The sequence below is a fragment of the Alicyclobacillus shizuokensis NBRC 103103 genome, from assembly GCF_001552255.1.
GTDB classification, from domain to species: Bacteria; Bacillota; Bacilli; order Alicyclobacillales; family Alicyclobacillaceae; genus Alicyclobacillus_G; species Alicyclobacillus_G shizuokensis.
Genome location: NZ_BCQV01000004.1, coordinates 12,917 through 26,248 on the forward strand (window position 1 = coordinate 12,917; position 13,332 = coordinate 26,248).

Sequence of the window (13,332 nt, forward strand, 5' to 3'; positions counted from 1 at the left end):
TCTTCGTGATGTCCCAGTTGATCGAACGCCTGTTCGCGGCACCGTTTGACGGCGATGCGCCATGTCTGTGTTTCGCCGGGCGCTGGTACAGGCGGCGCGAGTTGCTGGCCGAGGCCGAGACCCTGGCTGCGCACATGAGCCAAGCCGGCGTCCAGCCGGGCCAGCGGGTGATTTTGGGAGTGCCCAACTCGGCCGCCTTTGCCATCGCCTGGCTGGCGCTTATCCGGATGGGGGCGGTGGCTGCTCCCTGCAACCCGGACATGCCGGTTGCCGAACTGCTCGTGTTTCTCAACCGCTGCCAGGCGGCGGCCGCGGTGTTGCGACCGGAGCAGTGGCAGGCGCTGCAAGCGAGTGCGTCTATCCCAAAGAGCCTGACGCGCGTGTGGTTGGTCGAGGACGTGGCTCAGCCCCAGCCTGCACGATATCTCCTGCGGGGGCGGGATGGGGGCTGGTCCGAGGCAGCAGACGCCCTCGCACAGAGGGAGGCAGCCAGTGCGTCCAGCCAGGGCGAGGCCATGCCGGGGGCAGCCGGAATACTGCCGGATCTGGCCGACATCTCCGATGAGGCGCAGGGCGTTCTCCTTTACACTTCCGGCACGACCGGCGTGCCGAAGGCGGTCGGCCTGCGCCACCGGCATCTGTTGGCGACCGCCGACAACGTCATCGTCTCGCACCAGTTGACGGAGCGGGATGTGACCTACTGTTTCCTGCCGCTGTTTCACATCAATGCGCAGGTGATCGCGTTTTTGGCGACGCTGCTCTCGGGCGGGCGCATCGTATTGGCGCCCAAATTCAGTGCGTCCTCGTTCTGGCCGCAGGTGGAGGAGTACGGGGTGACGTGGGTGTCAGCGGTGCCGACCATCATCGCTATCCTGCTGAAGAAGCCGCGTCCAGAGCGCATCCCACCCCACCTGCGCTTTGTAAGGTCCGCTTCCGCTCCGCTGCCTGTGCTCGACGCGATGCGGTTTGAGCGCCGCTTTGGCATCCCCATCATCCAGTCGTACGGCATGACGGAGGCGGCCAGCCAAATCTGCGTCAATCCGCTGCCCCCGGGGGAGCGTCGGTTGGGATCGGTGGGGCTGCCGGTGGGGCTGGAGCTGATGGTGGTGGACGACGACAACCGGCCGCTGCCGCGCGGGCAGGCGGGTGAAATTGTCATCCGCGGCGCCAGCGTGATTGAGGCGTATGAAGGCTTGGACAGTCCAAAGGATTTTGCCGGTGGTTGGTTCCATACTGGCGACCTGGGGTACCAGGACGAGGACGGCTATGTGTTTCTCACAGGCCGCAAGAAAGAGATGATCAACCGCGCTGGCGAGAAGATCAGCCCGTACGAGGTGGAGAATGTCATCCGCGAACACCCGCGGGTGCGCCAGGTGGGCGTCATTGGCCTCCCGGATCCCCTGTATGGGGAGCGGGTGACCGCCTGCGTCGTGAGCGATGCGCCGCCGGCGGAACGGGACGGGGTTGCAAGCGAGATTCTAAAGCTGTGTCAATCGTCGCTGTCGCGTTACAAGTGGCCGGCCGAGGTGCTGTTTGTCGACGCTATTCCGGTCGGGCCGACCGGCAAGGTACAGCGGACGCGGCTGAAGCAAGAGTTGCTCGAAGGGGAGCGGGTTCCGGCGGATTCGGAGAGGAGGTCGATGCCGTGAACGCGGCTGAATTGACGCTGCCGGAGCGGGCCAGCAAGCCTCGCTCCCGTGGTCTCACCCTGTTGATTGACAATGGCGTTCCCCTGCACCACTTTCAGGACGTCGTCGAGAGTTTTGACGGGTTCATCGACTTCGTCAAGTTCGGTTGGGGCACCTCCGTCATCACCAAGCACCTGACGGACAAGATCCGATGTTTGGAGGAACACGATATCGGCTGGTTTTTTGGCGGCACGTTGTTTGAGAAGTACGTCTACCAGGGCAAATTGGCCGAATACCGTCGATACCTCCGTCAGCACGGCGGGCGCTACGTCGAGATTTCCAACGGGACCATCGACCTGTCGAATGCGGAGAAGGCCCAGTACATCCGCGAGTTTTCCAGCGAGTTCACGGTATTCAGCGAGGTGGGCTTCAAGGATGGCGAGAAGTCTATCCACCTTTCCCCGGCGCGCTGGATTGAGTACATTCAGGAGGACCTGGCGGCGGGCGCCTTTAAGGTCATCACCGAGGCCAGGGAAAGTGGCACCAGCGGAATCTGCCGCAGCAACGGCGAGGTCCGGTACGGCCTGATTGAGGAGATTGCCGATTCGGGCATCGATCTCGACAAGGTGGTCTTCGAAGCCCCCAACAAGACCTTGCAGACCTACTTCATCCGCCTCTTTGGCACCAACGTCAACCTGGGCAACGTCGCCTTTGACGATGCGGTGGCGCTGGAGACCCTGCGCCTGGGCCTGCGTTCCGACACGCTGCTGCAGTTTTCCTGAACGGAGCCGCGCGGAGGCCGGGGCGTTGTCGTTGACAGGCGGTGCGCCCGCAAACAGGGTTTTGCCCGGGAAATTCAGACAATCCTCGACAAAGGAGGCGTTGCCCATGCGCAACCCGAACAACGTGTTTCACCTCGCCATACCCTGCCGCGACTTGGACGAAGCGTACGAGTTTTACGTGAAGGGGCTCGGGTGCAAGCTGGCCCGCCGCTACCACGACCGCATCACCTTGGACTTTTTCGGCGATCAGGTGGTCTGCCACCTGTCCGACGCCTGGGAGCGCGATCCGAAGATGTATCCGCGCCATTTTGGCGTTACGTTTTCGGACAAGCGGGAGTTCGATAACCTGCTGCGACTGGCCAAGATGCGTGACTTGCCTTTCTTCCAGCCGCCCTCGAAGCGCTTTGAGGGCCTCGTCGAGGAGCATGAGACGTTCTTTCTGAAGGATCCCTCCAACAACCTCCTGGAATTCAAATATTACCTGGATGAGCGGATGATGTATTGACGGCATCCCGCAGTCTGACCCGGCCCGGCACAGCAACGCCGGACCGGGTCTTCATGCCTCGCCTCTGCGCCTCGCGTTCACACTCTGCCAATCCCCCGAGTTCCCGTATAATGAGATAGGATCATGAGGCCTAGGAGTCGGCCAAGCCATTTCCATCAGGCCATGGATGAAGCGGCTTTCCGGGAGGGATGCGCGTGACCAGGCAAGAGGACGGTCTCCCGCAGGGCCATCATGTCGAGTCCGCACCCGCACGGGGGGAGAGGGCACAGCCCCTGCCGGGGGAAGAGCGGGCTTCCCCGTCGGCTGGGGCTCGCATCTTCCTCGTCGAGGACGACGACAAGTTGGCAGCGCTTATCATGCGTCGGCTCGCTGGGTACGGATACTGTGTACGGCAGGCGGCCGATTTCAACCGGGTCGCCGATGAGGCCGCCGCGTTTCAGCCCCACCTGGTCATACTCGACGTAAACCTGCCGCGTTACGACGGCTTTCACTGGTGCCGAGAACTGCGCCGCTTCTCGCGTGTGCCGATTCTGTTCTTGTCGGCGCGCACGGGCGACATGGACAAGGTGCTGGCGTTGGAGCAGGGGGCGGACGACTACCTGACCAAGCCGTTTCACCCAGATGTGTTGACGGCGAAGGTCAAGGCGTTGCTGCGCCGCGCCTATGGCGACTACGCACAGGCGGCCGAGACCCAAGCGGCGCTGGTATGGGGCGGCTTCGTCCTCGACGTGCGCAGGTCCGTCTTGGCCCTCGGCGGCGAGCGGGTGACCTTGTCCAACACAGAACGGGAGATTTTACGCTTACTGTTGCAACGCCAGGGCGATATTGTCACGCGGGAGGAACTGTTGGAGGCGGTGTGGGATGAGGCGGATTTTGTCGAGGACAACACGCTGACCGTCAACATCGCGCGCATTCGGGTCAAGCTGGCCGCCGCTGGGGCGCCGCGGGTGTTGGAGACGGTACGCGGCGTGGGCTACCGCCTGCGGCCGCTGGCCGAGGGGGTGGCGGAGTGAGGCTGCGCGACTATGTTCTCGACCTCGGCCGCCTTCTCTCCCTGGCCTGCCTGGGGCTGGGTCTGTTTGTGTTGGTCGTCGTGCTCTCGCTGCAAAGCCGAGGGCTGGCGGTGCCGTGGGCGGACTTATTGTACGGCTGCCTGCTGGCGGCGCTGGCCACCGCCGCCGGCGTCCTCTGGGAGGTGTGGGTCCGCATACCTCAGGGGCGTGCGCTCGCGGCGCGGCGAGCGGCCCTCGAACAAGGCGGCGCCCAGCCGCGGATGCGGCTGGTGGGCACGCGTGAGCAGCGGGCATGGGCCGCCCTCGTCAACGCGGAGTACGCCCACAACCTGCGCGAGCGGTACGAATCCGAGCGGCAGACCAAGTTCTACGAGGCGTTCGTCACCCGTTTTGCCCACCAGATGAAGACTCCGCTGGCGGTGATGACCCTGTTGTTGGCAGAATTGCGGGAATCGGTCGCCGCGGGTAACGCAGGCCCCGCAACGGACGCGGGGCAGGGCGGAAAGGCGGGCGGCAACCGGAACGTGAAGGCGGCAGGCGTGGCGCCGCTGCTCGACAGCCTGCTTGAGGAGAAGGAACGGTTGGAGGCCAGCCTGGAACAACTCCTTCAGACCGCCCGCGTCACCTCATTCCGTTTCGACGCCCGGCCCGAGCGGGTGGACGTGGTGCCACTCCTGCGCGAGGTGGTGAACGAGCACAAATCCGCCTGGATACGCCGCCACCTGTATCCACGCATCGATGCCGAAGCGCCCACTGTGTACGCGTGGACGGATGGCAAATGGCTGCGCTTCATCGCCGAGCAGTTGGTGCGAAACGCGCTCCAATACGGCGTTCCTCCCGGGACGGATGCGGGCTGTCCCTTCGTTATCCGCGTTCGCCGTCGCGGCGGGGATGTGGTGCTGGCGTTTTGCGATCAGGGCATCGGCATCCCGCAGGCGGACCTGCCGCGCCTCTTCCAGCCGTTTTTCACCGGTGCCAATGGGCGCCTGCATTCTCGTGCCACCGGGATCGGCCTGTACCTGGTCAAGGAGGTGTGTGAGCGCCTCGGTCACGACATCCAGGTGTGTTCCACTGCGGGGCAAGGCACCACCTTCACCCTCACCCTGCACGACTCGACCCACCTGTCCCCTGCCGCGTTATCGGACGACCTTACAAAACTGTAAGTTTGGCGGGAGCGACTGTAAGCTTCCTGTTAAGGTTTGCCCGGGTCCGTTCTGGCACACTGGCGGTAGGATGAAAGGAGGCCGGGGCGATGCAAGTCCTTGAAATTGTCCATTTGACCAAGGTGTACCAAGGCCGGCGCGGGCAGGTGGCGGTCCGGGCGCTCGACGGCATGGACCTGTCGGTGGCCAGGGGTGAGTTCGTGAGCATCATGGGGCCCTCAGGCAGCGGCAAGACCACCCTGCTCAACATTCTCGCCGGGCTGGACCGACAAACCGGCGGCGAGTGCTGGATTGACGGCCGCGAGCTGTCGACCATGAGCAATGAAGAACTGGCGGTGTTCCGACGGCAGAAGCTGGGGTTTGTCTTTCAGGATTTCAACCTGATCGACACCCTCACTCTGGCGGAAAACGTCGCCCTGCCGCTCGCCCTCGACGGCGCGCGTGGGGCGCGTCTCTACGAACGCGTCGTGTCGGTGATGGCGGACCTCGGCTTGGACGCCGTCGGCGACAAGTACCCGTACGAGGTGTCCGGCGGCCAGCAGCAGCGGGCTGCGGTCGCTCGCGCCGTCGTGCACGAGCCGGCGCTGCTGTTGGCGGACGAACCGACCGGCAACCTCGACTCCGCCTCCGCCCAGGCTCTGCTGGAGCTGTTCCGGGCGTTGAACCGGCGGCGGCAGGCCACATTGCTGATGGTCACGCATGATCCCTTCTCGGCCAGCTACGCGGACCGGGTTGTGTTCATCAAGGACGGGCGAGTACACAGTGAACTGGTGCGCAACGGCGGCCGGGAGGCGTTCTTTCAGGACATCCTGAGCGGGCTGGCGGTGCTGGAGGGGGCGCGGGCATGAGCTGGTTTCGTCTGTTGGTGAAAAACAGCCTGCGCACCATCCCGCGCTACCTCGGTTTCTTCCTGGCCGGTGCGATGGCTGTAGCGGTTTACATGCTGTTTGCCTGCTTCATCGGCAACCCGAGCGTCATCCACGGCACCATGCCGGGAGACGCGCGCGGCGTCCTGCGTCTGTGCCAAGGCATTGTCGTCGTCTTCTCTGTGTTCTTTGTCGTCTTCTTCCACGCTGCGCTGCTGCGGTTGCAAAGCCGTGAGTTTGGCCTGCTGTTGGTGCTTGGCGTGCGCCCGCGCCAACTGGCGCTGCTGGTGTTTGTGGAGAGTCTGTTGCTGGGCGCCGCCGCGCTGGCGCTAGGCGGCGTACTGGGTCTGTTGTTCCTGCGGCTGTTCCTGATGGCCATCACAGCGGCCCTCGCACTGCCGCCGGTGCCGTTTGCGGTCCCCAGCTCGGCCTTGCTGAGCACCTTTTTGGGTTTTGGGTTGCTGTTTGCCGCGGACGGGCTTTGGCAGGCGTTGCGCACGGCGCGGCGGATGCCGCGAGCGCTCATCCTGGGCGGGCGGGTGCACCAGCGGGAGCCGCAGGCGGCGCCGTTCAAGGTGGTGTTGGCCCTTTTGTGTCTGGCCGCCGGCTACACAATGGCCATCCGCTTCCCCCACGCTGTCATGGTGACGATGGTCCCGGTTCTGGTGTTGGTCATCTTCGGCACGTTGCTGTTGTTCAGCCAGGTGTCCGTATACGTCCTGCGCCGTCTGCGCCGCCCGGCGATGGGCGGAATCACCTGGCTGACGTCCGCCCGTCTCATCCATCGGATTCGCGATCACGCCCGCATCCTGACGGTGATCACGACCTTATCGGCCGTGGTCATGACGGCGATGGGTGCCGTGGTGAGTTTTGCCCAGTTGAATGCATCGAATTCAGAACGCCTGGCTCCGTTTGCGGTCCAGGTGACCGCGCCGGTGGGCGCGAAGACGTTGTGGCAGAGTGTGGGTGCCTCCGACCTGCGGCAGTCCGGGTTGTCGGTCTCGCAAACCGTGCAGGTGACGGTGCTCACAGTCGAGGTGAGCGATCCCTCCGGGAGCGGTCAGTCGGTTACAAAGACGGGCGGATCGACTCCAATGACGGGCGCCAGCGGGGACGCCTCAGCGCTGAAGGCGATGGTCATCTCCGACACGGGCTATCACCGCCTGCGAGAAGCATTGCTCGCCAGCCATCCCAGCCTGGCGCCAACCATCCCCGATTTTTCGCTGGCCGGCAATCAGGCGGAGTGGGTGGTGCCGTATCCGTACATAGTGCCGCGCATGTTTCAAAGCGGACGTGCTGTGGTGCGGTTGGGCGGGCAGGAGTACGCGGTGCGCATCCAGGGACAGAGCGACACCCGGGCCTGGAACGAGCAGCAGGAAATCGACCGGGCGCTCATCGTTTCGGACGCGCGCTTCCAGGCGTGGGCGGCCGCCGCAAACCCGGCGGGGCAGTGGCGGATAGCGGCCGCCACGGCCACGAATTGGCGGAAGAGCACGGATATCCTGCGCCACCTGCGGGCGGGGCTGCCCGCGGCGGACCGGTGGTGGGTGACGGGAACGGTGGAGATGTACACATCGGGGATGCAGCTGTTCTCGACCAGCTTGTTCGCCGGGTTCTTTGTCAGCGCCCTGTTCTTCCTGGCCTGCGTCAGCACGCTGTACTTCCGCCTCTCGGCCGGGCGCGAGGAGGATGTGCGCCAACTGCGCGCCCTTTTGCGCATCGGCGTGCGCAGGCGGGAAGTCGGGCGCCTCATCAGCGTGGAAATGGCCTGCCTGTTCTTTGCCCCCCTGGTGTTGGCGTTGTCGCACACCCTGGTGGCGATGGTGGAGTTCTCCCGGTTGGTAAGCATGGGATGGTTCAGTTGGCGGGATGTCGCTCTGGTGGCGCTGATATACGTTGCCTTCTGCGCCTTGTTCTTCCTTGTCACCCGCTGGGTTTACCTGAACGACGTCTTGCGGCAAGCGGGCTGGCAGGACGAAGCGGCGCCGCCGGCGGCGTGAGGCGAAGGTGAGTGGTGGTGCAGCGGCGCCGCCCTCGGCGCGTTGCGCATCGTGCGTGGCGCGCGGTGAGCGGTCGGGGATATCTATTCGTCCTGTATCGCCTGCTCGTAGCCATCGGCCGACAGCAGGGAGTCCAACTCTCCCGTATCCGCCAGCTTCACGACGACCATCCAGCCGTCCCCGTAGGGGTCGTGGTTGACCGTTTCCGGGTCGTCGTCCAGGGCGGAGTTCACCTCGACGATTTCGCCGCTGACCGGGGCAATCAGGTCGGACACGGTCTTCGCCGACTCCACCGTGCCAAAGCTTTGGCCCTGGGTCAGGCGACCGCCTGGGGATGGAAGGTCGACAAACACGATGTCTCCCAGTTGGTCCTGAGCGAAATCGGTGATGCCGATGCGGGCCAGGTCGCCTTCGACCTTGGCCCAGGTGTGTTCCGGGTGGTACTTCCTATCGGATGGATTGGCCATATTCTCCCTCCTCGTTCTGTCTCCGGGCGGCGCCTCGGTTTCCCGTCCTCAGCCTTCGACCGGCAGGCCGAGCGCCTCGCGGATTTTTGGTTCGACTTTCTGGAAGCCTTTGTCCCCGGCGGCGCGGAACTTAAGCGTGCCGTCCTCGCCAAACACGAAAAACGCCGGCACATACTGGTTCTCAAACCGTTCCGCAACCTCCATGCGGTGGTCCAGCCCTACCGGTTGCTGAATATGGTATTCGGCAATGTCTCTGAGGACCTTGTCCTTGTCTACGTCTTCCTGCTGCCGCGGCATGTGGATGGCGATGGTCTGCAGGCCTTGGTCTTTGTAGCGGTTGCGGATGGCCACCACGTCGTTCATTGTCTCGTGGCAGATGTGGCAGGACACAGCGAAAAAGTGGATGAGCGTGACTTTGCCCGGCTCCACGCGAGGCTGGCCATCGCTGTTCAGCCACTCGGTGGCGCCCTCCAGACTCGGCATCGGCGTTCCTAAACGCATTGGCATGCGGATAAAACCTCCTTGGACAGGGATGCAGTGTTCACGTTGCCCATACACGCATCCGCGTATGTATAGGGCGCGGGAAACACTCTTCATGATTTATGGTGAACGGCGCCCGGGCAGAACCCGGACGCCGGAATGGGCAAACCAGCCGCCAGCGGCGTTGCCGTTTCTGCGGCCGCCAGCGTCCGGTCCCCATCGCGCCGCAGGCGCAACCGCCGGGTGAGGCAAGCCTCAAACCTCCAGCAGCTTGTCGCCAGGCTTCCAGTTGGCCGGGCAGAGTCCGCCTGCCTGGAGAGCTTCCAGCACACGCAGGGTCTCGTCCACGCTGCGCCCGATGTTCATGTCGTGCACCACCTGGTAGCGCAGGATGCCTTCTGGATCTATGATGAACAGTCCGCGCAACGCCTGGCCTTCCGATTCCACCAGTACATCATACTTGCGCGCGACTTCTTTCGTGAAGTCAGCCGCCAGTGGGTAGTCGAGACTGCCCAGCCCGTTTTTGTCCCGCGGCGTCTCAATCCAGGCCTTGTGGCTGTGCACACTGTCGCAGCTAACCCCGAGCACCTCCGCGTCCAGGTCCTTGAACTCCTGCAGGCGGTCGTTCATTGCGATGATCTCGGTGGGGCAGACAAAGGTAAAGTCGGCCGGATAGAAGAACAGGATCAACCACTTCCCCCGGTAGTCGGACAACTTTACGCGTTCATCCAGGGTCTTCAAGTTCTTTGTCGACAGCATGTCGAAATCGGGAGCCGGATTTCCTACGAGCGGCATTCCAATCACACTCCTAATCCAGTTTTGGTTCTTGATTTAGACTAAGTCTAAATCGACAACGCGAGTATATCACAGGGTCGAGGTGGCTGTCTAGTCTCGACTCTGTCCGTCCTGTTCTGCGCTCCGGCAGGCGGGGCACAATCCGGTCAAGTGCACGTTCAGGGAATGCACCTTGTAACCCGTCTCAGCTTCAATCTGCCGCACCAGCTCGACCGGGATGTCGACATCGGCCTCGGCGATGGCGCCGCAGCGCGCGCACACCACGTGCTGATGTTCCTCCATTCTTCCGTCGTAACGGGTGATTCCGTTGCCAATGTTGAGCTCACGTATCAAACCATGATCCGCCAGGTACCGCAGGGAGTTGTAGATGGTCGCATAGGCATACCGCTCGCCGCGCTTGGCCAGGGTATCCATGATGTCGTTCGCGGTGGGGTGTTCCCTGGACTGCCGGATCACCTCCAAAACAGCTCTGCGCGGAGCAGTCATGTTGAGCGATTGCACCGAGAATTCCTCCAATAACAGATAGTCATGCTCCCATCGTACACGAGCTTTCCCTCTCGCTCAAGGGAGATACGCTGGCAATGCGCACCTCCCTGTCGCCGCGGGAGGTTCAGGGCCGCGGCTGGCCGGGCGCACAGGCGATGGCCAGGGCCAGATCGGCGGCCGCGTCCTCCCAGCTGACGAGGCCGCGCCAGCCGGGCTCCTCCATCATTCGGCAGAAGTCGAGCCAGCGCGCCTGCGCCATCGCCTCATACCACCCCTGGCGATCCGCCAGTTCTATGGTCCTCTCGTAGGCGATGCGTTCGTCCGCATCCGCGCTGGAGACGGGCGCCGCATCCACGGACGTCAACCGCTCCAACGCTCGGTGCGTCGGTTGCGTCGGCACCGCATCCAGCACGCGGTCGCATAGTTCGGCCTGAGCTCGGGTGAACTTGGCTTGCACACGCAGGTCGGTCGGGATCCACCCGTTTATCTGCAACCTGCCTTGCGCCAGGTGCAGCGTCCAGCCGGTCGATTCGGGGATATCCCTGTCCAGGGTGAAGCCGTGATAATATTGCACCACGACTTCCTGTTGGCTTCCGCGGTCGGCGTGTACCACCTGCGCGAATACGCGTGATTCGCGCCCCTGTTCATCCGGGACCACGTCGCCGGCGGCCGTTGCGGCTTCACCGAACCAGCGGCGCGCCACTTCGAAGAAGTGGACACCGTGCTCCACGAAGATACCGCCGCTCATCTCGTGCGACCAGAACCAGTGCGAGTCGTCGGGCACGCGGTGGGCCGAGTTGTACAGAATGGCCTGCCAAGGGCGCCCGAACACGCCCAGTTCCAATAATCGCCGCACGGCCTCCACCAGCGGGTTGAACGGTTGCACCAGATTGACGGCCAGCGCGAGGCCCCGGCCGTCCGCCAGGCGTCCGTTTTCTGCCAGCGTTTCGACCGAAAGCGCTCCCGGCTTTTCCGCCAGGACGTGTTTGCCCTCTTTGAGGGCAAGGGCGGTGAGGGAAGCGTGCAGGTGTGGCGGCGTGGTCAGGATGACCGCGTCCAGCCCAGGGGCGGCGACGAGTTGCGTGGCGTCCTCATATTCCTGCGGCCGCTTGGCGTCCGCGCCGCTGCGCCGGTGCAGGTAGGCCTCGATGACGGTCTGCCGCTTTCGCGGTGTCCGGCCAGCCACAGCCGTGAGTTCGAAATTGGGCAGAGGCGCCAGCGCCTGCGCCAAAAACGCCGCAAACGCGCCGGCACCGGCGATGCCCACGCGATATCTGGGGGAGCAACCCATAGGGCCACCTCCTCAACCGCGGTGTCTGTCCGCGGCGTCTAGCGTGTCTATCTGCATTGTAATACAGCCATTCTGTCTCGGCGAATCGGCCGCTCACCTCCTGCCCAGTTCAGTGGTGAGTCCACGCCCGGCGGGCGGCCGATTGCTGCTTTGCACAGTTCGCGGCGCCAGTGGTAACCTGAATGAGGCGGGAGAAAATACATACATTCCTAAAGAGGAGATGACCGTGCAGTGGATGCGAAACAATTGCGCAAGTACGCCGACTTGGCGGTGCGGGTGGGCGTCAACCTGCAGCCCGGCCAGCACCTGGTCATCGGCTACGGGATTCGCCAGGTGCTGCCGGAGCACATTGAGTTTGTCCGGATGTTGACGGCCGCCGGCTACGACGCCGGGGCCAAGTTTGTGCAGGTGGAATGGGGGGACGAGTGGTGGCAGCGCGAGACGATTCGCCGCGGCTCGTTGGAGACCTTGGAGGCGCGCGCCCGCTGGCAGCTGTCGTGGATTGAGCAGCTGGCCGAGGAAGGGGCCGCCTTCATCGGCATCCCCGCGTCCGATCCGAACCTCTTCCAAGGCGTGGACGCAAACCGCGTCACCCAAGCCAACCGTGCCGTTGCCTCGGTGTTTCGCGCGTTCAACGACAAGCGGACCAACGACGAGTACAGCTGGACGCTGGTGTCGGCTCCGACCCAGGCGTGGGCGGACCAGGTGTATCCCGAGCTGCCGCCGGAGCAGCGGGTGGAGGCGCTGTGGAAGGACATTCTGTTTTGCGCGCGTGCTGACGGGGACGATCCGATTGCGGATTGGCGCGAGCACATCGACAACCTCAAGCGCCGCAGCCAGCGTCTCAACCAGCTTGGTATCCGCAAGCTGCACTATAGGGGGCCTGGCACGGATTTGACCATCCGTCTGCACGAGCGGGCATATTTTACCGCCGCCCTGCAGCACACACCAGAGGGAGTGCGCTTTGTCGCCAACATGCCGACGGAGGAAGTGTACACGGCACCCCTCAAGGACGGTGTGGACGGAGTCGTCTCGAGCACGATGCCGCTCAATCACAACGGCCACCTGATTGACGGCATTCGCCTGCGCTTCGAGCAGGGGCGCATTGTCGAGTACCACGCGACAAAGGGAGAGGACGCGCTGCGTGACATCATCGAAGCGGACGAGGGCAGCCATTACCTGGGCGAAGTCGCGCTGGTGCCCGTCGATTCGCCGATCGCCAAGCTTGGGCGCCTGTTCTACAATACCCTGTTTGACGAGAACGCGTCCTGCCACCTGGCCATCGGCAAGGCGTATCCATTGGTCGAGGGCGGTCACGACCTGGAGCGTGAGCAATGGGCCGAGTATGGACTAAACGAAAGCCTGATGCACGTCGACTTCATGATGGGTTCCCCGGAGCTCGACATCGACGCGGAAACAGCGGACGGCAACACCGTTTCGCTGTTTCGCGGCGGCCGCTGGACTGAGTCCGTATAAGACAACCGCCATCGCCGCGCCGGGCAGCCGGGCGGGCGTCTGCCTAAGGCGCCTGCCCGGCCTGTCCAAAACGCTCACCTATTGTCGACATAAAACTTGCGTCCAACCCGTCAGGTTATGTATACTTATTAGCAGACATCTTGATTGAGTGCTAAGTGGCCGTGTCGCAGCCGCCTGATTGAGGTGTCGAGGATACGCGCACCGTCGCGCTTGGCTGAGGGTGGTGCAGGGTCGAGTCGGCGGCATCCATTTTTTCCTCCGGTCGCGGGACGCGGCTGATTTTTTCTCCCATTCATCGCTTCTCATTTTTTCATTCGTCTATTTCGGAATTCGTATCTGTGGAAACACTGATCTCGAAACCAAATGGAGGGATGGGAAAA

General features: G+C 63.5%; 13 protein-coding genes. 8 read left to right on the forward strand and 5 right to left on the reverse strand.

Annotated elements, in window-relative coordinates; translation table 11 throughout:
* Nucleotides 1-8: 8 nt before the first annotated feature.
* From ASH01S_RS01785 to ASH01S_RS01815, 7 genes are all read left to right on the forward strand, one after another.
* On the forward strand, nucleotides 9-1,649 hold the full coding sequence (locus ASH01S_RS01785) for an AMP-binding protein (RefSeq protein WP_067922515.1): 1,641 nt from the start codon (nucleotides 9-11) through the stop codon (nucleotides 1,647-1,649).
* Nucleotides 1,646-2,410, forward strand: coding sequence for a phosphosulfolactate synthase (locus ASH01S_RS01790; RefSeq protein ID WP_067922518.1), 765 nt, complete (start codon nucleotides 1,646-1,648; stop codon nucleotides 2,408-2,410). Before ASH01S_RS01785 ends, ASH01S_RS01790 begins: the two co-directional genes overlap by 4 nt.
* Before the next feature lie 106 nt (nucleotides 2,411-2,516).
* Nucleotides 2,517-2,915, forward strand: coding sequence for a VOC family protein (locus ASH01S_RS01795; RefSeq protein ID WP_067922521.1), 399 nt, complete (start codon nucleotides 2,517-2,519; stop codon nucleotides 2,913-2,915).
* Between the two features lie 194 nt (nucleotides 2,916-3,109).
* Nucleotides 3,110-3,928, forward strand: a complete 819-nt coding sequence (locus ASH01S_RS01800) for a response regulator transcription factor (protein WP_245628892.1) — start codon at nucleotides 3,110-3,112, stop codon at nucleotides 3,926-3,928.
* Nucleotides 3,925-5,091: a sensor histidine kinase gene (locus tag ASH01S_RS01805; protein WP_067922524.1), complete on the forward strand. Its 1,167-nt coding sequence runs from the start codon at nucleotides 3,925-3,927 to the stop codon at nucleotides 5,089-5,091. The genes ASH01S_RS01800 and ASH01S_RS01805 overlap by 4 nt, the downstream gene beginning before the upstream one ends.
* Before the next feature lie 89 nt (nucleotides 5,092-5,180).
* Nucleotides 5,181-5,939, forward strand: a complete 759-nt coding sequence (locus tag ASH01S_RS01810; RefSeq protein WP_067922527.1) for an ABC transporter ATP-binding protein — start codon at nucleotides 5,181-5,183, stop codon at nucleotides 5,937-5,939.
* Complete coding sequence (locus tag ASH01S_RS01815; RefSeq protein WP_067922530.1) at nucleotides 5,936-7,957, forward strand: FtsX-like permease family protein; 2,022 nt, start codon at nucleotides 5,936-5,938, stop codon at nucleotides 7,955-7,957. The genes ASH01S_RS01810 and ASH01S_RS01815 overlap by 4 nt, the downstream gene beginning before the upstream one ends.
* Before the next feature lie 83 nt (nucleotides 7,958-8,040).
* Here the strand turns inward: ASH01S_RS01815 and gcvH are convergent, their stop codons facing one another.
* The 5 genes from gcvH to ASH01S_RS01840 all read right to left on the reverse strand — a co-directional run bounded on the left by gcvH (nucleotide 8,041) and on the right by ASH01S_RS01840 (nucleotide 11,476).
* The gene (gcvH, locus tag ASH01S_RS01820; RefSeq protein ID WP_067922532.1) at nucleotides 8,041-8,424 is read right to left on the reverse strand and encodes a glycine cleavage system protein GcvH; all 384 of its coding nucleotides are present in this window, start codon (nucleotides 8,422-8,424) and stop codon (nucleotides 8,041-8,043) included.
* Nucleotides 8,425-8,472: 48 nt separating this feature from the next.
* On the reverse strand, nucleotides 8,473-8,931 hold the full coding sequence (locus tag ASH01S_RS01825; protein ID WP_067922535.1) for a TlpA disulfide reductase family protein: 459 nt from the start codon (nucleotides 8,929-8,931) through the stop codon (nucleotides 8,473-8,475).
* Between the two features lie 228 nt (nucleotides 8,932-9,159).
* Nucleotides 9,160-9,699: a peroxiredoxin gene (locus ASH01S_RS01830; RefSeq protein ID WP_067922538.1), complete on the reverse strand. Its 540-nt coding sequence runs from the start codon at nucleotides 9,697-9,699 to the stop codon at nucleotides 9,160-9,162.
* A gap of 90 nt (nucleotides 9,700-9,789) precedes the next feature.
* Nucleotides 9,790-10,200, reverse strand: a complete 411-nt coding sequence (locus ASH01S_RS01835) for a Fur family transcriptional regulator (protein ID WP_067922541.1) — start codon at nucleotides 10,198-10,200, stop codon at nucleotides 9,790-9,792.
* 109 nt (nucleotides 10,201-10,309) lie between these two features.
* Nucleotides 10,310-11,476, reverse strand: coding sequence for a Gfo/Idh/MocA family protein (locus tag ASH01S_RS01840; RefSeq protein WP_067922544.1), 1,167 nt, complete (start codon nucleotides 11,474-11,476; stop codon nucleotides 10,310-10,312).
* Between the two features lie 231 nt (nucleotides 11,477-11,707).
* On the opposite strand from ASH01S_RS01840, the gene ASH01S_RS01845 reads away from it, so the two are divergent.
* The gene (locus ASH01S_RS01845; protein ID WP_067922547.1) at nucleotides 11,708-12,952 is read left to right on the forward strand and encodes an aminopeptidase; all 1,245 of its coding nucleotides are present in this window, start codon (nucleotides 11,708-11,710) and stop codon (nucleotides 12,950-12,952) included.
* The last annotated feature ends 380 nt before the right edge of the window (nucleotides 12,953-13,332 follow it).